14 protein-coding genes are annotated in these 22,866 nt (G+C 72.0%); 12 read left to right on the forward strand and 2 right to left on the reverse strand.

The annotated features are described in order from the left end of the window. Positions 1 to 58 precede the first annotated feature (58 nt). A complete protein-coding gene (locus ACSUPR_RS12450; RefSeq protein WP_436891437.1) occupies positions 59 to 514 on the reverse strand; it encodes a flavodoxin in 456 nt (151 codons plus the stop codon). A 694-nt stretch (positions 515 to 1,208) separates the two neighbouring features. Between ACSUPR_RS12450 and ACSUPR_RS12455 the strand changes: the two genes are divergently transcribed. The 11 genes from ACSUPR_RS12455 (at position 1,209) to ACSUPR_RS12505 (ending at position 19,736) form a co-directional block, all read left to right on the forward strand. Further along, positions 1,209 to 2,051: a nitrilase-related carbon-nitrogen hydrolase gene (locus ACSUPR_RS12455; protein ID WP_436891439.1), complete on the forward strand. Its 843-nt coding sequence runs from the start codon at positions 1,209 to 1,211 to the stop codon at positions 2,049 to 2,051. Positions 2,052 to 2,060: 9 nt separating this feature from the next. Continuing rightward, positions 2,061 to 3,467, forward strand: a complete 1,407-nt coding sequence (gene hydA / locus ACSUPR_RS12460; RefSeq protein ID WP_436891441.1) for a dihydropyrimidinase — start codon at positions 2,061 to 2,063, stop codon at positions 3,465 to 3,467. Between the two features lie 11 nt (positions 3,468 to 3,478). Then, positions 3,479 to 4,492: a TIGR03842 family LLM class F420-dependent oxidoreductase gene (locus ACSUPR_RS12465; protein ID WP_436891443.1), complete on the forward strand. Its 1,014-nt coding sequence runs from the start codon at positions 3,479 to 3,481 to the stop codon at positions 4,490 to 4,492. Between the two features lie 275 nt (positions 4,493 to 4,767). After that, on the forward strand, positions 4,768 to 6,375 hold the full coding sequence (locus tag ACSUPR_RS12470) for an NCS1 family nucleobase:cation symporter-1 (protein WP_436891444.1): 1,608 nt from the start codon (positions 4,768 to 4,770) through the stop codon (positions 6,373 to 6,375). Between the two features lie 472 nt (positions 6,376 to 6,847). Next, a complete protein-coding gene (locus ACSUPR_RS12475) occupies positions 6,848 to 8,305 on the forward strand; it encodes an SDR family NAD(P)-dependent oxidoreductase (RefSeq protein WP_436891446.1) in 1,458 nt (485 codons plus the stop codon). Next, complete coding sequence (locus ACSUPR_RS12480) at positions 8,302 to 10,359, forward strand: glycerophosphotransferase (protein WP_436891448.1); 2,058 nt, start codon at positions 8,302 to 8,304, stop codon at positions 10,357 to 10,359. The genes ACSUPR_RS12475 and ACSUPR_RS12480 overlap by 4 nt, the downstream gene beginning before the upstream one ends. 303 nt (positions 10,360 to 10,662) lie before the next feature. After that, the gene (locus ACSUPR_RS12485; protein ID WP_436891450.1) at positions 10,663 to 12,075 is read left to right on the forward strand and encodes a D-ribitol-5-phosphate cytidylyltransferase; all 1,413 of its coding nucleotides are present in this window, start codon (positions 10,663 to 10,665) and stop codon (positions 12,073 to 12,075) included. Continuing rightward, complete coding sequence (locus tag ACSUPR_RS12490) at positions 12,072 to 14,063, forward strand: glycerophosphotransferase (RefSeq protein ID WP_436891452.1); 1,992 nt, start codon at positions 12,072 to 12,074, stop codon at positions 14,061 to 14,063. The genes ACSUPR_RS12485 and ACSUPR_RS12490 overlap by 4 nt, the downstream gene beginning before the upstream one ends. Positions 14,064 to 14,088: 25 nt before the next feature. Beyond that, positions 14,089 to 15,528, forward strand: coding sequence for a polysaccharide pyruvyl transferase family protein (locus ACSUPR_RS12495; RefSeq protein WP_436891453.1), 1,440 nt, complete (start codon positions 14,089 to 14,091; stop codon positions 15,526 to 15,528). Positions 15,529 to 15,566: 38 nt separating this feature from the next. Beyond that, positions 15,567 to 17,057 (forward strand): polysaccharide pyruvyl transferase family protein, encoded by a 1,491-nt coding sequence (locus ACSUPR_RS12500; protein WP_436891454.1) that lies wholly within the window; start codon positions 15,567 to 15,569, stop codon positions 17,055 to 17,057. A gap of 582 nt (positions 17,058 to 17,639) precedes the next feature. Beyond that, positions 17,640 to 19,736: an acyltransferase family protein gene (locus ACSUPR_RS12505; RefSeq protein ID WP_436891988.1), complete on the forward strand. Its 2,097-nt coding sequence runs from the start codon at positions 17,640 to 17,642 to the stop codon at positions 19,734 to 19,736. Positions 19,737 to 19,872: 136 nt separating this feature from the next. Here ACSUPR_RS12505 and ACSUPR_RS12510 read toward each other — a convergent pair whose 3' ends face one another. Beyond that, on the reverse strand, positions 19,873 to 21,069 hold the full coding sequence (locus tag ACSUPR_RS12510) for a DUF6716 putative glycosyltransferase (protein ID WP_436891456.1): 1,197 nt from the start codon (positions 21,067 to 21,069) through the stop codon (positions 19,873 to 19,875). 241 nt (positions 21,070 to 21,310) lie between these two features. Here ACSUPR_RS12510 and ACSUPR_RS12515 point away from each other — a divergent pair, with 241 nt between their 5' ends. Next, positions 21,311 to 22,831: a DUF418 domain-containing protein gene (locus ACSUPR_RS12515; RefSeq protein WP_436891458.1), complete on the forward strand. Its 1,521-nt coding sequence runs from the start codon at positions 21,311 to 21,313 to the stop codon at positions 22,829 to 22,831. Positions 22,832 to 22,866 lie beyond the last annotated feature (35 nt).

The raw sequence follows: 22,866 nt of genomic DNA on the forward strand, positions 1-22,866 counted from the left end.
AACCCGGGGCCCCGGTCCGCGCGGTGCGCGGGGCGGGGCCCTTTCCCGTGCCCGGAGCTCACATGCCCAGGGCGGCGAGCGCGGTGACGGCGCCCAGCTCGCGGCAGGCGTCGCGGTCGGCGGCGGCCGGGGCGCCGGTGACGGAGACCGGCGGGCGGTGGCGGGCCCAGCCCATGCCCTTGGCGATGCCCTCGACCGCGCGCACCGCCCCCGCGGTGTCGTCGTTGCCGTGCACGTACAGCGAGTAGGGCACCGTGCGCGACGCGGACAGGACCGGGTAGTAGACGAGGTCGAACCAGTACTTGAGGGCGCCCGACATGTAACCGATGTTCGCGGGGGTCCCCAGGACGACGGCGTCGGCCTCCAGGGCGTCGGCGGCCGAGGCCGCCAGCGCCGGGCGGGCGACGACCTCCACGCCCTCGATCCCGTCGTCGCGCGCCCCCTCCAGCACGGCCTCCAGCAGTTCCTGTGTGGCCGGGGAGACGGTGTGGTGAACGATGAGCAGTCGTGCCATGCCCCCACCCTAGAGGCCGTGTTCTTTTGACCCTCCGCTCCGCTCCGGTCCGCGTTCGGCGCCCCCGGAAGGCGGGAACCCTCGGCCCCACGGGGACGTCCCCGTTCTCCGGACGTCCCCTCCGGACCTGCCGAACCCCGCCGGCGCCTCACACACCCCCCGCGGAACAGGACGGCATCAAAGAACAGGCCCCGGGGCCGTGTTCTTTTGAACCTCCGCTCCGCTTCGGTTCGCGTTCGGCGCCCCCGGAAGGCGGGAACCTTCGGCCCTACGGGAACGTCCTCGTTCCTCGGACGTCCCCTCCGGGCCTCCAGAACCCCGCCGGCGCCTCACACACCCCCCGCGGAACAGGACGGCATCAAAGAACAGGCCCCGGGGCCGCTCCAGCCGACGGCGCGGCGTGGAGGGAAGCACGAAATCCGCACCGGAAAAAACGGAAAACCTGTGTTTTCCTCCAAATAATCATATCTCAGAAATGAGACATCGGACCCCATTGGGCGTCTTTGCGAAATCGCGCAACACGAAGGAATCCCGTTCGCAAGGATGTCGGATATTGACCCGCCATTCCCCGCTCTCTAAGGTGCGATTCTCATCGCGCACCGCTCCGCCGACACCCCGCGTGCCAGCAGGGCATACGCGGACGCACCGACCGTTCCGGGCCGACCGCGACGGCCACGGAGGAACGAGGGGAACCATGCCGCACATCGTCCGTGCCGCACTCGTCCAGAGCGAGTGGACCGGCGACACCGATTCCATGCTCGCCGCCCACGAGAAATACGCGCGCGACGCCGCCGCCCAGGGGGCGCGGATCATCGGCTTCCAGGAGGTGTTCAACGCCCCCTACTTCTGCCAGGTGCAGGAGGCCGAGCACTACCGGTGGGCCGAGAGCGTCCCCGACGGCCCCACCGTCACCCGTTTCCAGGCCCTGGCCCGGGAGCTGAACATGGTGATGGTCCTGCCCGTGTTCGAGATCGACAAGCCCGGGTTCCACTACAACACCGCCGCCGTCATCGACGCCGACGGCACCTACCTGGGCAAGTACCGCAAGCACCACATCCCGCAGGTCAAGGGGTTCTGGGAGAAGTACTACTTCCGCCCCGGCAACCTGGGCTGGCCGGTGTTCGACACCGCCGTCGGGCGGGTCGGCGTCTACATCTGCTACGACCGCCACTTCCCGGAGGGCTGGCGGGCGCTCGGCCTGGCCGGGGCGCAGCTGGTGTACAACCCCTCGGCGACCAGCCGGGGCCTGTCCGCGTACCTGTGGAAGCTGGAGCAGCCCGCCTCCGCCGTCGCCAACGAGTACTTCGTCGCCGCCATCAACCGGGTCGGCCGGGAGGAGTACGGCGACAACGACTTCTACGGCACCAGCTACTTCGTGGACCCGCGGGGGGAGTTCGTCGGGGACGTCGCCTCCGACACCGCGCCCGAGCTGGTCGTGCGCGACCTCGACTTCGACCTGATCGACGAGGTCCGCACCCAGTGGGCCTTCTACCGCGACCGCCGCCCGGACGCCTACGGGCCCCTGGCGCAGGGCTAGGGGGCGGCCGTGGCACGCACCCTCATCACCGGCGGGCTGGTCCTCACCGCCGCCGACGAGCTGGAGGCCGACGTCCTCATCGAGGACGGGACCGTGGCCGCCCTGGCCCTGCGCGGCGGCGACACCGCCCTCTCCTGGGCCGGGAGCGGCGCCGAGGTCATCGACGCCGCCGGCCACTACGTCATCCCGGGCGGGGTGGACGCGCACACCCACATGGAGCTGCCGTTCGGCGGCACCTTCGCCTCCGACACCTTCGAGACCGGGACCCGCGCCGCCGCCTGGGGCGGGACCACCACCATCATCGACTTCGCGGTGCAGACCCCCGGACAGCCGGTGCGCGCCGGGGTCGACGCCTGGATGGCCAAGGCGGAGGGCGTCTGCGCGATCGACTACGGGTTCCACGCGATCCTGTCCGACGTCAACGAGTCCTCCCTGAAGGAGATGGACGCGCTCGTGGACGAGGGCATCACCTCGTTCAAGATGTTCATGGCCTACCCGGGCGTGTTCTACAGCGACGACGGCCGGATCCTGCGGGCCATGCAGCGCGGCGCCGCCAACGGCGCGCTGACCATGATGCACGCCGAGAACGGCATCGCCATCGACGTGCTCGTCGAGCAGGCGCTGGCGGCCGGGAAGACCGATCCGCGCCACCACGGCGAGGTCCGCAGGACCCTGCTGGAGTCGGAGGCCACCCACCGCGCCATCCAGCTGGCCCGGGTCGCCGGGGCTCCGCTGTACGTGGTGCACGTGTCCGCGGGCGAGGCCGTGGACGAGCTGGCCCGCGCCCGCGACCTGGGGCTCAACGTGTTCGGCGAGACCTGCCCGCAGTACCTGTTCCTGTCGGCGGACGACCTGGCCGAGCCGGACTTCGGGGGCGCCAAGTACGTGTGCTCGACGCCGCTGCGTCCCAGGGAGCACCAGGACCTCCTGTGGCGGGCGCTGCGCACCAACGACCTGTCCGTGGTCTCCACCGACCACTGCCCCTTCTGCTTCAACGGGCAGAAGGAACTGGGCCGGGGCGACTTCTCCAAGATCCCCAACGGCCTGCCGGGGGTGGAGAACCGGATGGACCTGCTGCACCAGGCGGTGCTGGACGGCCGCATCGACCGCCGCCGGTGGATCGAGCTGGCCTGCGCCACCCCGGCCCGCATGTTCGGGCTCTACCCGCGCAAGGGCACCATCGCCCCGGGCTCCGACGCCGACATCGTCGTCTACGACCCGGCCGCCGAGTACGTGATGTCCGCCGAGACCCACCACATGAACGTGGACTACTCCGCGTACGAGGGCAGGCGGGTGACGGGCCGGGCCCGCACCGTGCTCTCCCGCGGCCGGCTCGTCGTGGACCGCGGCGAGTACCTCGGCTCGGCCGGGCACGGCCGCTACCTGACCCGCGGCACCTGCGGGTACCTGATCTGAGCGGAGAGCACATGGACATCGGACTCGTCCTCCAGACCGATCCGCCCGCCGACCTGCTGGTGGACCGGATGGCGCGGGCCGACCGGCTCGGATTCACCCACGGGTGGACGTTCGACTCGGTGGTGCTGTGGCAGGAGCCGTTCGTCATCTACAGCCGCATCCTGGAGCGCACCGAGAACCTCGTGGTGGGCCCCATGGTGACCAACCCGGGGACGCGCACCTGGGAGGTGACGGCCTCCCTGTTCGCGACCCTGAACGACATGTTCGGCAACCGGACGGTGTGCGGGATCGGCCGCGGCGACTCGGCGATGCGGGTGGCCGGGCGCAGCCCCGCCACCCTGGCCCGGCTCTCCCGGGCCATGACCGCGATCAAGGACCTGGCCGAGGGCCGGGAGGCGGACGTGGACGGCGCGACCCTGAACATCCCGTGGGTGCGCGACGGCGCGCTGCCGGTCTGGATGGGCGCCTACGGTCCCAAGGCCCTGGAGCTGGTGGGGAGGCAGGCCGACGGGTTCATCCTCCAGCTGGCCGACCCCTACCTGACGGAGTGGATGGTCAAGGCGGTGCGGACGGCCGCGGCCGAGGCGGGCCGCGACCCGGCGGAGATCACGGTGTGCGTGGCCGCCCCGGCCTACGTCACCGACGGGTCGGCGCGGGGGCTGGCGCACGCCCGCGAGCAGTGCCGCTGGTTCGGCGGCATGGTGGGCAACCACGTCGCCGACCTGGTGGCGCGGTACGGGCACTCGGGGGCGGTGCCGCAGGAGCTGACCGACTACATCGAGGCCCGGCAGGGCTACGACTACAGCCACCACGGCCGGGCGGACAACCCCGACACCGCCTTCGTCCCCGACAGCGTGGTGGACCGGTTCTGCCTGCTGGGACCGGCCGAGGAGCACATGGCCAAGCTGGAGCGGCTGCGCGCGGTGGGCGTGGACCAGTTCGCGGTCTACGCGATGCACGACGACGTGGACGGGGTCATCGACGCCTACGGGCGCGAGGTGGTCCCCGCCGTGGCCGGGATCTGACCCGCCGCGTCCCGGGCCCTGCCGGGTCCGGGACGCGGGGTCCCGCCGACGGGACCCGCCTGGGACACGGAGGCCCCGACCGGGCGCGCACACCGCCGACGCGGGTGCGGCGGCGGCCGCCGCCCGTCCTCACATCACCGGTGACATGCGAAGATATGCGGTGGTCCGAAACGGATCCACCGGTTCTCGGAGTTTCTCCGCGACCCCCCCGTCCCCCGGGCCCGACGCCGCGCCCTCCCCCTGATTCCCCGTATCACCGAAGAACAGGTGCCCCCGTGACCCAAGCCCCACCCTCCCCGGAACCGAGCGCCGTCACCCACCCCGACGGCCGCGTCTCCCTGGCCGAGGGCGCGTCCATGCCCGAGAGCCCCTACGTCAACGAGGACCTCCAGCCGGTACCGATGTCCCGGCGCACCTGGGGCACCGGGAGCTTCACCGCCCTGTGGGTGAGCATGTCGGTGAGCATCCCCGCCTGGACCCTGGCCAGCGGCCTGATCGCCGCGGGCATGGACTGGCGCCAGGCGATGCTCTGCGTGGTCCTGGGCAACGTCATCGTGCTGCTCCCGATGGTGCTGACCGGCCACGCGGGCGCCAGGTACGGCATCCCCTTCCCGGTGTTCGCCCGCGCCTCCTTCGGCCTGCGCGGTGCCAACCTCCCGGCCCTCCTGCGCGGCGCCGTCGCCTGCGGCTGGTTCGGCATCCAGACGTGGGTGGGCGGCCAGGGCGTGTACGTGCTCGCCGGCCGGCTGTTCGGCGACGCGTGGCTGGACGCCGCCGGGGTCGGCGGCAACCCGTGGACCCTGTGGCTGTCCTTCGCCCTGTTCTGGGTCGTGCAGGTGCTCATCATCCTGTGGGGCATGGAGGGCGTCCGCAGGGTGCAGGTGTGGGCGGCCCCGCTGATGATCCTCGGCGGGGCGGCGCTGCTGGTGTGGATGGCGGTGGAGGCGGGCGGTCCGGGCGCCATGCTCGCCGCCGCCCCGGAGGGCATGGACTGGGGCCCGTCCTTCTGGGCTCTGTTCTTCCCCTCGCTCATGGGCGTCATCGGCTACTGGGCGACGCTCACCCTGAACATCAGCGACTTCACCCGCTTCTCCGCCTCCCAGCGCGCCCAGGTGCTGGGCCAGTCCCTGGGGCTGCCCACCACGATGACCCTCTTCTCGCTGCTGGCGGTCATGGTCACGGCGGGCACCGCCGCGGTGTACGGCGAGCCGCTGTGGAACCCGATCGACATCGTCGCGCAGATGGGCAGCGGGCTGGGCCTGCTGTTCGCGATCTTCGTGGTGCTGCTGGCGACGGTCTCCACCAACATCGCCGCGAACCTGGTGGGCCCGGCCTACGACCTGGCCAACCTGGCGCCGCGCCTGATCAGCTTCCGCACCGGGGCGATCATCACCTGCTTCCTGGGCGTGCTCATCTTCCCGTGGAAGCTGCTGGAGAACGAGAGCGTCTACATCTTCACCTGGCTGGGCACCGTCGGCGGCGTCCTGGGCACGGTGGCGGGCATCCTGCTCGCCGACTACTGGGCGGTGCGCCGGACCCGGCTGAACCTGCCCGGCCTGTACCTGCGCGGGTCGGAGTACTGGTACGGCGGCGGCTGGAACTGGCGGGCCCTGGTCGCGTTCGGCACCGGCGCCCTGCTGGCCGTGGGCGGCTCCCACTCGGGTGTGGACGCGGCCACCGGCGCGAAGCTGGGCCCCTTCCCGGAGGACGGCCTGGTCCCGCTGCTGTCCCCGCTGGCCGACTACGGCTGGGCGGTCGGCCTGGTGAGCGCCTTCCTCGTCTACTGGGTGCTCAACCTGGCGGCGCCGGTCCGCGCCCGCGGGTCCGCCGGCGCCCCGGCGGCCGGGCCGGAGGCGGACGCACCGGAGAGGGCGGACGCCTGATCCGGGCGGGGGCACCGCTCCCGCTCCGCTCCCGCGGGGGCCGCACCGGACGGTGCGGCCCCCGCGGCGTTCCACGGCCCCCCGTTCCGCGTCACAGTGACGTGGGGCATGCGTCATCCGGTCGTGACCGGTGCCCGACCGCGGGTAGCGTCGAGAACCAGAATGCCCTCACGAGCATCAGACCAGGTCAAATGGGTTCTCTTCGGATGATGCCTGGTGAGGGCCACTCAGGGCGACGAAATCTTCCTTCACGGGCGGACAACCCGCCGACGGGGATCTTCGTCCCATTCACACCGGAACCCGAACAACGGGTGAAGGCGATAGGAACAGCGAACCGATCGAAAACGAACGGTGCACGGCCCTCCTCCGGGAGCGGTGTCCGTGCCCCTCGGCCTCGCGTGCCCGGAACCCGCACGTTTCCCCCAAGGTCGGGCAGTACATCCCCCAACTCTTCGCGAAGAGGGAGACGACCTTGCCTGAGAGCAGTACCTTTCCACGTCCCGCGCCCGCCACGAGGACGGTCGCGGTCGTCCTGGCCGGCGGCAGCGGCCAGCGCATCGGCCTGGCGACGCCCAAGCAGCTGCTGAAGATCGCCGGGAAGACGATCCTGGAGCACACGCTCGACGTCTTCGAGCAGGCCCCGCGGGTCGACGAGGTCATCGTCATGATGAACCCCGGGTTCGTCGGTGACGCCGAGGAGATCGTGCGCAAGGCGGGGCTGGGGAAGGTGACCCGGGTCCTGCCGGGCGGCACCTCCCGCAACGCCACCACCCAGCTCGCCCTGGACGCCCTGGCCCACCTGCCCGCGGACACCACCAACCTGCTCTTCCACGACGCGGTGCGCCCCCTGCTGTCCCAGCGCATCATCGACGACTGCGTGACGGCCCTGGACCGCTTCACCGCGGTGGACGTGGCGATCCCGTCCTCGGACACCGTGATCGAGGTCGACGACGACGTCATCACCGACGTCCCGACCCGGTCGCGCCTGCGCCGCGGGCAGACCCCGCAGGGCTTCCGGATGTCCACCATCCGCGACGCCTACGCCAAGGCCTGGGCCGACCCGGGCTTCGAGGCCACCGACGACTGCACCGTCGTCCTGCGCTACTCCCCCGGCACCCCGGTCCACGTGGTCGCCGGCGAGGAGCAGAACATGAAGGTGACCCAGCCGGTCGACATCTTCATCGCCGACAAGCTCTTCCAGCTCTCCTCCGCGGACACCCCCGAGTTCACCGACGCCGACCGGGACCGCCTGCTGGGCGGCCGGACGGTGGTGGTGTTCGGCGGCAGCCACGGCATCGGGGCCGAGGTCGCCGACCTGGCGGAGAAGCACGGCGCCCGGGTCTTCCGCTACTCGCGCAGCGCCACCCGCACCGACGTCGCCGACCCCGCCCAGGTGGCCGCCGCCCTGGAGCAGGCGCACTCCGCGACGGGCCGCGTGGACCACGTCGTCAACACGGCGGGGGTGCTGCGCATCGGGCGGCTGGACGCCACCTCCCCGGAGGCGATCGAGGAGGCGCTGCGGGTCAACTACCTGGCTCCGGTGCACATCGCCCGCGCCGCCTTCCCCTACCTCGCCCAGACCAAGGGGCAGCTGCTTCTGTACACGTCCAGCTCCTACACCCGGGGCCGGGCCGAGTACAGCCTGTACTCCTCCACCAAGGCGGCCACCGTCAACCTCACCCAGGCCCTGGCCGACGAGTGGTCCGGGGACGGGGTGCGCATCAACTGCATCAACCCCGAGCGCACCCGCACCCCGATGCGGGTGAAGGCGTTCGGCGAGGAGCCCGCTGGAACGCTGCTCAGCGCCGAGAAGGTCGCCACCACCTCCCTGGACGTGCTCCTCTCCGACCTCACTGGCCACGTCGTCGACGTCCGCCGCGAGGACCCGGTGGCCGCCGCCCGGGCGCGCAGGACGGAGGCGGTGAAGTGAACCGGCTCCGCCACCTGGGAGTGGACGGCCCGGCACTGGCCGTCCTGGCCGCCATGGGACTCTCCTTCCTGCTCCAGGCCGTCGAGGTGGCCATGGCGCAGGTCTGGGTGTTCGGCCTCCTGGCCCTGGTCCTGTACACCACCGAGTGGCTGGTCGCCCAGCGGGTCACCGTGCTCACCAAGGTGCTCAGCCGCATCCGGGTGGGGCTCACCGTGCGGATGCTGCTGCGGCAGATCCTCCTCATCGCCCTGTACGTGTCCGTGAACGCGATCGGCACCCCCGCCTACTGGTCGACGTTCGCGGGGCTTGCCGCCTTCTTCGTGCTGTCCCTGGCCTACGACCTGATGCGGATGCAGATCCTGCGCCGCTCCCGGCTGCCGGTGCGTACCCGCAACCTGGACCTGTCCGCGCTGAACCTGCCGCAGCCGGCCGGGTTCGTGCGCGAGCTGCCGATGAACCGGGTGTTCCTCGCCGACATCGCCCTGGTCATGGGCGGGGTGGCGCACCTGGCGGGCGGGCCCGGGTGGCTCGCGGTCGGCGGCGCCGCGCTGAGTGCCGGAGCAGCGCTGCTGCTGGTGCTGGCCACCGTGCCGACGTTCCTCGCGCACCTGCGCTTCCCCTCCGACGCGGAGGTCATCGAGGCGGTCAACGAGCGGCTGCGCGCGTACCGCCCCGAGGTGGTCCTGTACTTCACGTTCGGCGTGGGCAGCCAGAACGGCGTCTACCAGGCCAACATGTGGCTGGAGGCGATGGAGCGGCTGGACCGGCGGGCCCTGGTCGTGTTCCGCGAGCACGCCAACCTGCCGCACCTGGAGCCGACGTCGCTGCCGGTGGTGTGCGTGCCGCGCGCCGACGACCTGGCCGCCCTGGACCTGTCCACGGTGCGGGTGGCCCTGTACCCGGGCAACGCGGGCAAGAACATCCACCTGGTGCAGCGCGCCGAGATCAAGCACGTGTTCATCGGGCACGGCGACAGCGACAAGCTGCCCAGCAGCAACCGGGTCAGCCGGATCTTCGACGAGATCTGGGTGGCCGGACGCGGCGGGCGCGAGCGCTACCGCCGGGTCCGGCACGCCATCGACGACCGCGACGTGGTGGAGGTGGGCCGCCCCCAGCTGGACGTGGTCCAGGGCCCGCGGCCGCCGGCCGAGCGGGCGGTGCCCACCGTGATCTACGCGCCCACCTGGGAGGGCGTGGACGACAACAACTACCTGACCTCGGCGGACACCGTCGGTGTGGAGCTGGTGGAGCGGCTGCTGGGCGGGGCGGAGCCGGTGCGGCTCATCTACAAGCCGCACCCGCTGCTGGGCAAGCGGTCCCCGCGGGCCGCCGCGGCGCACCGCCGGATCGTCGAGGCGATCACGGCGCACAACCGCGGCCTGGACCCGGTACCGCCGGAGGCCGAGCGGCGGCTGGCGGAGCTGCACGGGCGGATCGCGCGGTTCCGGGAGGAGTCGTCGGAGCGGAACCTCACCGGGGAGGACCTGGCCGGGTACCGGGACCTGCTGCGGCAGTGGCACGACCTGTACTGGACGTCGGCGGGGCCGCTGCGCCACCACGTGGTCACCGACCCGTTCCCGACGCTGTTCTCCTGCTTCAACGAGTCGGACGCGATGGTCAGCGACATCTCCAGCGTGGTCGCGGACTTCATCGCCAGCGGCAAGCCCTACGCCATCGCGGACCTGTGGGCGATGGAGGACGACGAGTTCCGCCGCCAGTACCCGTCCGCGGGGGCCGGTTACGTGCTGCGGCCCGGCCTGGCCGGGCTGGAGGAGGTCCTGGCGGCCGCCCGGGAGCCGGGAGCCGACGCCATGGCGCGGCGCCGGGGGATCCTCAAGGAGTACCTGCTGGGGCCGGACGAGCCCGACGCCCAGACCCGGTTCGCCGCGGCCGTGGACGGCCTGTACGAGCGGGGGCTGCGGGACTTCCCGCTCGGGACCTTCGCCGAGCCGGTCCCGGCGGACCCCTTCCGCGAGGAGGGGGGCGGCGACCGGCCGATCGGCTCTGTCCGGATCGTCATCCCGGGCACGGAGGAGGCGGAAGGGGCTGTCTGAGGCCTGTCCGTCCGTGATGCAGGGGGTCGCGCCGACATGGCGCGGCCCCTTTTTCGCCCCCCTGGCCCCGCTCGTGATGACCGATTCTGTATCAAAGTCGGTCCGTGAGTCATCTAACTCACAAACCACAGGTAAACCCCATATCCTGTTAAAACGTCTTCCTGTCTGCCCGGTGAAGTCTCGTTGAGCAGGGCCCGGCCTCACGTCGACCGCCCCGAGCCCTCCCGCGGCACGACCCCGCCCTCTTTCCCTTATCGGAGCGCAGCCTTGCCCAGCCATGCCACCGAGCCCGTAGCCCGATCCGTGACCCGCACCGTGGCCGTCGTCCTGGCCGGCGGCAGCGGCCAGCGCATCGGCCTGGCGACGCCCAAGCAGCTGCTGAAGATCGCCGGGAAGACGATCCTGGAGCACACGCTGGAGCTGTTCGAGCAGGCTCCGCGGGTGGACGAGGTCATCGTCATGATGAACCCCGGGTTCGTGAACGACGCCGAGGAGATCGTGCGCAAGGCGGGCCTGGGGAAGGTGACCCGGGTACTGCCGGGCGGCACCTCCCGCAACGCCACCACCCAGCTCGCCCTGGACGCGCTGTCGCACTACTCGGCGGAGAACACCAACGTGCTCTTCCACGACGCGGTGCGCCCCCTGCTGTCCCAGCGCGTCATCGACGACTGCATCACCGCCCTGGAGTCCTACCAGGCCGTGGACGTGGCGATCCCCTCCTCGGACACCATCATCGAGGTCGACGACGACGTCATCACCGACGTCCCGACCCGGTCCCGGCTGCGCCGCGGGCAGACCCCGCAGGGCTTCCGGATGTCCACCATCCGCGACGCCTACGCCAAGGCGTGGAGCGACCCGGGCTTCGAGGCCACCGACGACTGCACCGTCGTCCTGCGCTACTCCCCGGAGACCCCGATCCACGTGGTCGCCGGCGAGGAGCAGAACATGAAGGTGACCCAGCCGGTCGACATCTTCATCGCCGACAAGCTCTTCCAGCTCTCCTCGGCCGCCACGCCCGAGTTCACCGACGAGGACTACGCCGCGCGGCTCACCGGCAAGACCGTGGTGGTGTTCGGCGGCAGCTACGGGATCGGGGCGGGGGTCGCCGACCTGGCGGAGAAGCACGGCGCCCGGGTCTTCCGCTACTCGCGCAGCGCCACCCGCACGGACGTGGGGAACCCGGCCGACATCGCCGCGGCCCTGGAGCAGGCGCACAGCGCCACCGGGCGCGTCGACTACGTCGTCAACACCGCGGGCGTGCTGCGCATCGGCCGCCTCGACCAGACCGACGACTCGGTCATCGAGGAGGCGCTGCGGGTCAACTACCTGGCCCCGGTGCACATCGCCCGCGCCGCCTTCCCCTACCTCGCCCAGACCAAGGGGCAGCTGCTGCTCTACACGTCCAGCTCCTACACGCGCGGACGCGGGGAGTACAGCCTGTACTCCTCCACCAAGGCGGCCACCGTCAACCTCACCCAGGCCCTGGCCGACGAGTGGTCCGAGAACGGCGTGCGCATCAACTGCATCAACCCCGAGCGCACCCAGACGCCCATGCGCGTCAAGGCCTTCGGCGAGGAGCCCGCCGGAACGCTGCTCAGCGCCGAGAAGGTCGCCACCACCTCCCTGGACGTGCTCCTCTCCGACCTCACCGGCCACGTCGTCGACGTCCGCCGCGAGGACCTGCCGGGCGCCGGTGCCGCCGGAGGTGCCAAGTGAGCAAGCTCCGCGACCTCGGCCGCGCCACGCTCCTGGGAGCCGCCCTGCTCGGCCTCACCTACCTGGTGATGCTCACCGGTGTCATCATGGGCTCCTGGTGGGTCTTCGCGATCGGCGCGGCCGGCAGCTACGCCATGGACGCGCTGCTGCTCCACAGACTGCAGGACCTGGCCAAGCTGGTCCAGCAGATCCGTCTGGGCATCACACCGCGTGCCCTGCTGCGCCAGCTGCTCGTACTGGGCCTGCTCATCACCACGACCACGGCCACCTCCGCCGGCATCGGCATGGTCCTGCTGGCGTTCCTGCTGCTCTTCGGCCTCCAGCTGGTGGCGGGCATCGCCGCCCGGATGCTGCGCGCCTCGCGCAAGCTGCCGATCGTCACCCGCAACATCGACCTGACCGCCCTGAACATCCCCGACAGCCCGCCCATGCCGCTCGTCCGCGAGCCGATGAGCAGGCTGCTGCCGCTGGACGCCTTCCTGGTCTTCGGTGTCGTGGGGTACGTGTGGTTCGGCTCTCCCTGGGCCGTGGCGGCCGGTGCGGTCCTGACCATCGGCGTCACCGTCCTGGCGGTGCTGATGCTGGCGTGGCACATCCGCCGGGCCCGCACCATCCCCTCCCCCGAGAAGGTCATGGAGTTCACCCAGGCGTGGCTGGACTCCTACCGCCCCGAGGTCGTCCTGTACTTCTCCGGTTCGGCCGACTCCGCCTACCAGGTGAACATGTGGCTGGACACCATGGCCCGGCTGCCCCGGCGCGGGATCGTCGTGCTGCGCGAGCGCGTCATCGCCGCCCAGCTGGCGCCGACCCCCGTCCCGGTGCTGTGCGTGCCCGTCTCCACCGACCTGATGGCACTGGACTTCGGCCCCGCCCGCGTGGCCCTGTACCCGGCCAACACCGGCAAGAACATCCACATGCTGCGCAACCCGATGATCAAGCACGTGTTCATCGGGCACGGCGACAGCGACAAGATCGCCAGCGTCAACCCGTTCAGCAAGGTCTACGACGAGGTGTGGACCGCCGGGCGGGCCGGGCTGGACCGGTACGTGCGCGCCCAGGTGGGCGTGCGCCCGGACGAGATCGTCGAGGTGGGCCGCCCCCAGCTGGACTCGATCCGCACCGACACCGCACCCAACGCGGTCCGGACGGTGCTGTACGCCCCGACCTGGGAGGGGTGGACCGACGAGCCCGGCAACACCTCGCTGATCGACGCCGGCCCCACCCTGATCGAGCACCTGCTCAAGGCCGAGCCGCGGGTGCGCGTGCTGTACAAGCCCCACCCGTTCACCGGCGTGCGCTCGGCCCGGGCGCGCCGCGCACACCAGAGGATCGTCGCGCTGCTGGAGGCCGCGAACAGGACCGCCGGACACGGCGAGCGGAACGGGACGGCACTGGCCGAACTGGACCGCCGACTGGCCGCCTTCGACGACGACCGGGGCACCACCGACGAGGCCCACAACTCACGGGAGGAGGGCCGCACCGACCCCGGGGTCATCGAGGAGATGGCCGTCCTCACCGAGAAGTGGCACCAGGTGTACTGGGAGGGCCAGCCCGACACCGCGCACCTGGTGATCCAGGGGCCGCGGCCGTCGCTGTACTCCTGCTTCAACCAGGCCGACCTGCTCATCAGCGACATCTCCAGCGTGGTGGCCGACTTCGTCGCCACCGAGAAGCCCTACGCGATCACCAACTGCGAGGGCATCACCCACGAGGAGTTCCGGGTCAAGCACCCGACATCCAGCGCTGCGTACATGCTCCTGCCCGACGCGGAGGGCCTGGACACCGCGCTGGCCGCCGTGCACCTGCGCGAGGCGGACGAACTCGCCGAGCAGCGCCGGGAACTGCGCACCTACCTCCTGGGGCCCTCGGACGTCAGCTCCATGAGCCGTTTCACCGCCGCCGTCGACGACCTCTACGCGCGCGCCGCCGAACTGCGGCCGCTGTCACCCCTCGGCAAGGAGACCCCTGCCGAGCTCACCAGCCCTTGACCCGGGCCTCACAAAGGCAACGATCATGAAGCGCATCCTCATGCGGTCCAGGAAGGACCCGTTCCGCATCGTCCACGCGGGCGCCGCCATCGAAGAGAACGTCTTCGGCAACAACGTCGGGAACCTCATCTTCAGCCAGGCCTCGCACAAGACGCTCCAGACGTCGGACACGGAGGTGGTCGCCAACGGCTTCCGTGCCGACGCCTCTGAGGCGGACCGGATCAACGAGGAGTACGACGCGTTCGTGGTGCCCCTGGCCAACGCGTTCCGCACCTCCTTCGTGGGCCACCTGAACAAGCTCAGCTCACTCATCGAGAAACTGACCATCCCGGTGGTGGTCCTGGGCGTGGGGGCCCAGTCGAACCTCGACTACGACCTGGACCGTATGGAGCCGCTGAACGCTCCCGTACGGCGCTTCGTCTCGGCCGTCCTGGACCACTCCGCGAGCATCGGTGTGCGCGGCGAGTTCACCGAGCGGTACCTGAAGAGCCTCGGCTTCAACGACGTCGAGGTGATCGGCTGTCCGTCGATGTTCATGTACGGGGACCGGCTGTCCGTCACCAAGAAGGTGGCGGAACTCGACTCCGGATCGGCCGTCGCCGTCAACGCCTCGCGCAGCGCGCTGGGCGCCGGCGACGTGGGCGGCATCGTCAGCTCGAACTTCGAGCGCTACCCGAACATGCGCTACTTCGCCCAGGAGACGAAGGACCTGGCGCTGCTGTACTGGGGCGACGCCTCCGCGGTGGAGGACCGGCACAATCCGATGCCCGTCCACCGGACCCATCCCCTGTTCCTCCAGAACAAGGTGAACGTCCACCTGGACCCGGCGACCTGGATCGACGCACTGCGCGACCACGACTTCTCCTTCGGCACCCGCATCCACGGCAACATCGCCGCGCTGCTGGCCGGAACCCCGGCCGTGGTCCTGTGCCACGACTCGCGCACCCTGGAGCTGTGCCGGTACTTCGACATCCCGCACCGGCTCATCCGGGACCTGGCATCGGACGTGGACGCCGCCGAGCTGTACCGCGAGGCCGACTACTCCGCGATGCATGCCGGGCACGCCGAGCGGTTCTTCCGCTTCACCTCCTTCCTGGAGAAGAACGGGCTCTCCCACGTGCACCAGCCCGGGGAGGACGGGGGTGCCGCCTTCGAGGAACGCGTGCGCGCGACGGCCTACCCGCCCGCCGTGGACGCCTGGACGAGTGCCGAGGCGGGGGTGAGCGACCGCATCGGCTGGCTCCGTGCCCGCCATCTGGAGAGCGAGGCGGCCCGCACGGAGCTGGCCAAGCAGGTGCGCTCCCTGGAGAAGAGCACCGAGCAGAGGTTCAAGGCCCTGGAGAAGCGGCTGAAGGCCGCTGAGAACAAGGCGGCCAAGGCGGAGAAGGCCGCGCAGCAGTCGGTCACGGCCAGGGTGCGCAGGCCCTTCGGGCGGGTCCTGCGCAAGGCGGGGCTCCGCCGCTGATCCCCCCGTCCCCCCACCACCGACCCACAAGGACCACCATGACCCGCGTTCTGCTGCGTGCGGGCCGCAGCCCCTTCGCCCCGGCCTCTCCCAGCGAGGTCATCCACCGGAACCTGATCGCGACGAACACGGGCAACCTGCTGTTCAGCGATGCCGTGTGGAAGTTCCTCGACACACCCGGAGCCGAGATCACGCCCAACCGGTACCGGGTGGACCCCAAGGACGCCGGCCGCATCAACGAGGAGTACGACGTCTTCGTCGTTCCCCTGGCCAACGCCTTCCGGCCGTCGTTCCGGCACCACCTGAAGGACCTGAGCGACCTCATCGAGCAGTTGAGCATCCCCGTGGTGGTCTTCGGCGTGGGCGCCCAGTCGGGGGTGGACTACGACCCGGCCCCGATGGCCCCGGTCGAGGAGGAGGTCCGCCGGTTCTGCTCCCTGGTGCTCGACCGGTCGCCGTCCATCGGCGTGCGCGGCGAGTTCACGGAGCGGTACCTCAGGGGTCTCGGCTTCAACGACGTCGAGGTCATCGGCTGCCCGTCCATGTTCATGTACGGGCGCGACCTCCAGGTGCACAAGAAGGCCGGGACGCTGGACCCGTCGGCGCGGCTCGCCGTCAACGTGTCCTTCCCGTCCGGGAACATCCCGGGCAGCACCATCGGCGACGGGGTGATCAACCGACTGGTCGACGCCGCCCTGGACCGGTACCCGGACGTGGAGTACGTGGCCCAGGAGCTCAAGGACCTGGAGCTGCTGTACTGGGGCGACGTGTCGGAGGCGGCCGGGGAGAGCGACCCGGTGCCCTCGCTCCGGTCGCACCGGCTGCTGACCGAGGACCGGATGCGGCTGTACTACGACACGCCCGTGTGGATCGACGCTTTGCGGGACCGCGACTTCGTGTTCGGCACCCGCATCCACGGCAACGTCGCGGCGCTGCTGGCGGGCACTCCGGCCGTGGTCCTGTGCCACGACTCACGCACGCTGGAGTTGTGCCGGTACTTCGACATCCCGCACCGGACCGTCGACGAGCTGCCGGAGGAGGGCCTCGGGGACCTGCCCGCGCGCCTGTACGAGGAGGCGGACTTCTCCGCGGTGGTGGAGGGGCACGGGGAGCGGTTCGACCGCCTCGTCTCCTTCATGGACCGGCACGGGCTGGACCACGTCCACCGGCCCGACCGGGACGGCGGCCTGGCGTTCGAGGCCCGGCTGGCGGCCGTGGAGCATCACCCCGGGGTGAGTGCCTGGCGCGGCGGGGACGACGGCGACCTGGGGTACCGGCTGGCGTGGCTGCGGGAGGCGGACAAGCGTGCGCGCACCCGTGCCTCCGCCTCCGAGGCCCGCGTCCGGGAGCTGACCCGCAAGGTGACGGCCCTGGAGAAGAAGGCCGGGCAGGTGGACGAGCTGGCCAGGACGCTCACCCTTACGGCCAAGCGGATCGAGAAGCTGGAGAAGGCGGCGGCCGCCACGCCCTACCGGCGGCTGCGCCGCCTCGGCGGCCGGGTGCTGCGACGCCTCGGCCTGCGCCGCTGAGGCGTTCTCGAACGCGGATGGGCCCCGGACCGTGCAGGTCCGGGGCCCATCCGCGTCACGGGAGGTGTCACCAGCCGCCGTCGGCCTCGTCGGTGTCCAGTGGTGCGAGTACTCCGAAGGTGCCCTCGTCGTCGTAGAAGTGCTCCTCGCCCTCCTCGTACTCGTCCTCTTCGAAGTGCGGCGCCATAGGTGCTCTCCCCGGTCGTCCAGCTGGTCGGTGGTCCCGGAAGAGGACGCGGGTTCGGGCAAGCGCGTTGTCATAAAAGCCCCATATATCTACAAAAGGCGCATGTATCCGCGGGGCCCCGGGGCTCGCGGGGTGTGAGGTCGGACACTGTTTTCGCAGATCAGGGCACGCGACGACACAGATTTCATCTCGACTGGACAACGTCCACCCCGTAATGGCCAGATCCGGACAAAGCCACCGGATACTGAAGCGGCAGGGCATTCCCCGAGCGCCGTCATCCCTCCGGCGCCCAGCCGCGCGCCCGGACCACGGCCGCCGCCCCCTGCCCCCACCTTCACCGAGCCCAAGGCACACCCTTGTCCTCTTCTGCTGTCCCGAGCCCCGTGCTCGACACAATGCGCGCGCCCGTGTCCCGGCGCCGCGACGACATCGAGGGACTCCGCGCCGTCGCGGCCGTCCTCATCGCCGTCTACCACATCTGGTTCGGCACGGTCTCCGGTGGCGTCGACGTCTTCCTGCTGCTCACCGGCTTCCTCGTCACGGGGTCGATGGTGCGGTCGCTGGAGCGCGACGGCCGCATCGGCATCGGCGCGTTCTGGAGCCGCACCGTCCGGCGCCTCTCCCCCGCGGGCGCGGTGGTCCTGGGCGCGGTCCTGGCCGGAACCCTCCTGTTCCTGCCGCGGTCGTCCTGGACCGCCGTCATCGCCGACGTGCAGGCCGCCGCGCTCTACCACGCCAACTGGCACCTGGCGCTGGGCTCGGTCGACTACATGGCGCGGGACACCGCCTCCAGCCCCGTCCAGCACTTCTGGTCGCTGGGCGTGCAGGGCCAGTTCTACCTGCTGTGGCCGCTGCTGCTCACCGCCGTCGCCCTGGTCGCCGTGCGGCTGGGCGGGCGGGTGCGGGCCGCCGCGGCGGTGACCGTCGCCGCGGTGTTCGCCCTGTCGTTCGGGTACTCGCTGTGGATCACCGCCACCGATCCGACCTGGGCCTACTTCGACACCGGCGCCCGCCTGTGGGAGCCCGCCCTGGGCGGCCTGCTCGCCCTGGTCCTGACCCGCCCGCGGCTGCCCCGGGCGCTGCGCCTGCTCGCGGGCTGGGCCGGGCTGGCCGCCCTCGTCGCGTGCGGCGCGGTCATCGGCGACTCGCTCCCCTACCCCGGGTACGCCTCCCTGTGGCCGGTGCTGGCCGCCGTGCTCGTCCTGGTGGCGGGGGCCGGGGCCGGGCCCGAGCGGTGGTCCGCCAACCGGCTGCTGGGCCTGCGCCCGCTGGTGTGGCTGGGCAGGCACTCGTTCCCGCTGTTCCTGTGGCACTGGCCGGTGCTCGTCTTCTACCTCGAGGTCACGGACCGGGTGAAGCCGTCGGTGACCGGCGGACTCCTGGTGCTGGGTGCCTCCTTCGCCGCCGCCCTGGCCACCTCGTGGATCCTCGAGGGCGGTATCGACCGGGTGCTGCGCGACCGGCGGGCCCCGTCGTGGTCGCTGGCCGCGGGCGTGCTGTTCGCGGTCCCGGTGCTGGTCGGCTCCCTGGCCTGGGGGGCGGGCATCGAGCACGAGCGGCAGATGCGCGCCCGGCTCAGCGAGGACCCGACCGCCTACCCCGGCGCCGCCGTGCACCTGAGCCCGGAGCTGGCCGCCGACCTGCCGGCGCTGCCTGTGTTCCCGGACACCACCACGGTCAAGCGGGACACCATCGCGCAGACCAGCGAGTGCAACGTGACCATCCCCTCCACGGAGCTGATCTCCTGCGAGTTCGGCGACGTGGACTCGGACTACACCCTGGTCCTCACCGGCAGCTCGCACGCGCGGCACTGGTTCCAGGCGCTGCGGCCGATCGCCGAGCACCACGGGTGGCGGCTGGTCATGATGACCAAGAACGCCTGCCAGTTCAGCGCCGAGGAGCAGGTGTTCGAGGGCGAGGTCTACGAGGAGTGCACCGCCTGGAACGCGCAGGTCGCCCAGGAGCTCGAGGGGATGGCCCCGGACGCGGTGTTCTCCCTGGGGACGCTGACGCAGCAGGGGGACGGGAGCCTGGAGCACGTGCCCGACGGCTTCGTGGAGCACTGGCGGTGGCTGGAGGGGCTCGGGATCGACGTGGTCGCCGTCCGCGACACCCCCCGCTTCTCCTTCGACGTGGCCGACTGCGTCGACCGGGGCGGCCGCTGCACGCAGGACCGGGCGTACACGATGGCGGAGGTCTCACCGCTGGAGGCCGCGGCCGCGGACCTGCCGGGCAACGTGCGGACCGTGGACCTGACCGGCTACCTGTGCGGTGACGAGGAGTGCCCCGGAGTGATCGGCAACCAGCTGGCCTACTACGACGACAACCACTTCTCGTACTCCTTCTCGTCGTCGCTGTCGGTGCTGCTGGAGCCGCTCCTGCTGGAGGCGCTGCCCGGCGCCCCGGTCGCGGACACCACCCTCGCCGACCACACCTCCACCCTCATCGGCGGTATCGAGGAGGCCGCCGCCCCGAGCGTCACCGACCACTGACGGCCGCGTGCGGCGGACGGCCCCGCTCCCCGGACTCCGGGAGGCGGGGCCGTCCGCCGCGCGGTCGGTGCGCGGAGCCGGTCCGGGAGCCGCACGCCGCCTCCCGGGACGGTCCGGCCGGCGGCCGTCGGGCGGCTCAGGGCGCGGGCCACTGGGCGCGCGGCCCCGGGCGCAGCAGCGACGGGGCTCCGCCCAGGTCCGCCAGCACCCGGCGGCGGGCGCGGCGGTGCGCCCCCGCGTCGAGCAGGGCCGGGCGGGCCGGGAGGTCGCCGCGCCGGGCCCGGCGGACCAGGGCCGTGAGGCGGCGGGTCCAGTCCTCCAGCTCCGGCGGGTGGAAGTGGTTCTCCCGCGCCCACGCCGGGGAGGGCACCCGGAAGCGCAGGGCCCGCAGGTCGTCCAGGGTCCCGAACACGTCGCCGTCCTCGAACACCGTCGCGCCCGGGTCCTCGCCGGCGTCGCCCAGGACGATCACCGGGACGTCCAGGGCGAGGGCGTCCAGGGCCGCCGGGGAGCCGAAGGTGGCCAGGCCCCGGGCCCGGTCCAGCTGGGCGGCGACCGGTCCGGGGCGGAAGAGCACGGTGTGGTCGTGGACGCGCCCGGCCGCGACCAGGCCGCGCCACAGCTCGGTGTAGTCGCCGCCCGGGGCGGAAGACCGCCGCTCGCCCGGGCACACCACGACCTCCAGGTCGGGGCGGCTCTCGGCCAGGCCGGCCAGCGCCTCCAGGACGCACTCCCGCCGGCGGGCGGTGGCCGGGACGCCGTCCTGGGCGGCGAAGACGACCCGGTGCGGGCGCCCCCGGCGGCGCTCGCGGGCCCTGGGCAGCGGCAGCCCCGCCAGTGCGACCTCGGTCTTCGCGCCGAGCTTCTCGCCGAGCTCGGAGAACGCGGCGACCTCGCGCAGGCTGTGCAGGACGAGCAGGTCGGCGCGGGCCCGGTGCAGCCACTCGTACTCCCCCGCGGGCAGGGCGGGACCGGGCAGCGTGGAGACCACCACGGGCCGGCGGCGGCCCGCGGGCAGGATGTCGGCCAGGGCGTCGGTGACCCGGGCGGTGCAGTTGAGCATCACGACGTCGGGCACCCGGCGGCGGACCAGGCGGCGCAGCTCGGGCAGGGTCAGGACGGGGACCCGGCGATCCGTCAGGCCGGTGCCCGCGACGGCCCGGCGCAGCTGCGCGGGCGCGGGGGTGATCGGTGACCGCACCACGGCGAGGCCGACGGTGTGACCGTGGCCGGGCAGGGCGTCGAACATGGCCGCTGACAGGCGGACGTACGGTTCGGAGTCCGCAACGGCCACGACCGTCAGGTCCATGCCGCCGAGGTCGGGGTCGGTCACGTCGGTCCTCCTGGAGGTGGCCGTGCGGCATCGGGAACACCGACGGAGCCGCGGTGGGTTCGGGATACGCCGACAGACTACACACCCAAAGTATTGATCTGGATACCCTTCGGAGTAATGACTGTTCGCCGGGGTGGTCATCATCTCTCCCGGAGGAATCGGCCCCCCCGACCGAACCGCCGCCCGACCGGCCCGCGTTGATGGCTGTGCAAAAGGACGAACGACGCACGGGGGAATGCGCATGGCCGTTGTCGAGGGAGTGGGAGCCGCGGGGGGCGAACGGCCACCGGATCCGGCGGTGCCGGGCCGGGCACCCGCGGAACCCGGGCACGGGGGCCCGCACGAGCGCCTGCTCGGCGTGGACGCGGCCCGGGGCGTGGCGCTGGTCGGGGTCTTCGTCGCGCACATGGGTGTGCCGCTGACCCTGCTGCTGACCGGGGCGCCCGACGTCTACGCGGTCTGGGAGGAGGACTACTCGGGTCCCGGGGCGACGGTGGTCGAGTGGGTCTCGGGGGCGGTGAGCGGCCGCTCGGCGGCGCTGTTCGCGTTCCTGGCCGGGGTGTCCCTGGTCCTGCTGGCCGGGCGCACCCGGCCGGGGACGCGCGTGGAGCGCAACCGGGTGCGGGTGCGGCTGGCGGTGCGGGCCCTGCTGCTGATCCTCCTCGGGTACGGCCTGGCGACGCTGGGCTCGCTGGCGGTGATCCTGCACTTCTACGGACTGTTCTTCCTGCTGGCGGTGCCCCTGCTGTGGCTGCGCACCCGCCACCTGGCGGCGCTGGCGGTCGCGGTGGCCCTGGTCGGCCCGCAGGCGACGCTGGCCGTCCAGTACCTGCCGGCCGGGCTCGGCGGGTCCGACTCCTACGTGGAGGAGTGGACGCCCGAGGAGGAGGCCGAGTGGGAGGCCACCTGGGGCGACCCCGAGTGGGTGGAGGAGAAGGAGGCGTACTGGGCCTCCCTGGAGGAGAGCGGGAAGGACCCCTTCGCCGAGGACGGGTCCCCGGGGGAGGAGTTCTCCGAGGAGATGCCGCTGTTCTCCCTCGACGCCCTGGAGGGCCCGCTGGACCTGCTGGTGTTCGGCCTGTACCCGGCCACGGTGTTCATGGCCTACGTACTGGCGGGGATGGCGGTCGCCCGCACCGGCCTGCGCTCGCGGCGGGTGCGGTGGTGGCTGGTGGGCGGCGGGGCCGGCCTGGCCCTCCTCGGCTACGGGTCGTCCTGGCTGCTGCTGGGGCCGATCTCCCGGTTCCTGCCCGGTGAGCGCGACGTGACGCCCTGGTGGGCCGCGCTGGAGGCCTACCCCCACGGCAACAGCACCTTCGAGGTGGCCGGCAACACCGGTGTGGCGATGGCCGTGGTCGGCCTGTGCCTGCTGCTCGCCGGGACGCGCCCGATGCGGGTCGCGCTCTACCCGGTGGCCGCCGTCGGCGCGATGACGCTCACCCTGTACACCGCGCACGGGGTCGTGCTGTGGGCGGTGAACGGGATGCTCCTGCCCGGCTGGGCCCACTGGGTGGAGACCTACACGGTGGAGACCGTCATGGTGTTCTCACTGGTGTTCGCCACCGTGTGGCGGCTCACCCTGGGCCCCGGCCCGATGGAGCGGCCGGTCACCGCCCTCTCCCGGGCGGTCTCCCGGTGGACGGTGCGCGACCGGGCCCCGCACGGGGCGGAGCCGCGGGAGCCCGGGGGTCCCGGGCCCTCCGACGCCTCCGGTCCGGTGGCGGAGCCACGGGGGTCGGGATCCGCGGGGTCCGCGGGCTGACAGGCCGCGGAGGCCGCCCGGCCGGGCGGCCTCCG

Origin of the sequence: Nocardiopsis dassonvillei (genome assembly GCF_964273065.1) — a bacterium.
GTDB lineage: Bacteria > Actinomycetota > Actinomycetes > Streptosporangiales > Streptosporangiaceae > Nocardiopsis > Nocardiopsis dassonvillei_B.

Excerpts from the sequence above, each read along its gene's own strand:
- ACSUPR_RS12450 (WP_436891437.1), bottom strand. The coding sequence starts at position 514 with ATGGCACGACTGCTCATCGTTCACCACACCGTCTCCCCGGCCACACAG.
- ACSUPR_RS12455 (WP_436891439.1), top strand. The coding sequence starts at position 1,209 with ATGCCGCACATCGTCCGTGCCGCACTCGTCCAGAGCGAGTGGACCGGC.
- ACSUPR_RS12465 (WP_436891443.1), top strand. The coding sequence starts at position 3,479 with ATGGACATCGGACTCGTCCTCCAGACCGATCCGCCCGCCGACCTGCTG.
- ACSUPR_RS12495 (WP_436891453.1), top strand. The coding sequence starts at position 14,089 with ATGAAGCGCATCCTCATGCGGTCCAGGAAGGACCCGTTCCGCATCGTC.
- ACSUPR_RS12500 (WP_436891454.1), top strand. The coding sequence starts at position 15,567 with ATGACCCGCGTTCTGCTGCGTGCGGGCCGCAGCCCCTTCGCCCCGGCC.
- ACSUPR_RS12505 (WP_436891988.1), top strand. The coding sequence starts at position 17,640 with ATGCGCGCGCCCGTGTCCCGGCGCCGCGACGACATCGAGGGACTCCGC.
- ACSUPR_RS12515 (WP_436891458.1), top strand. The coding sequence starts at position 21,311 with ATGGCCGTTGTCGAGGGAGTGGGAGCCGCGGGGGGCGAACGGCCACCG.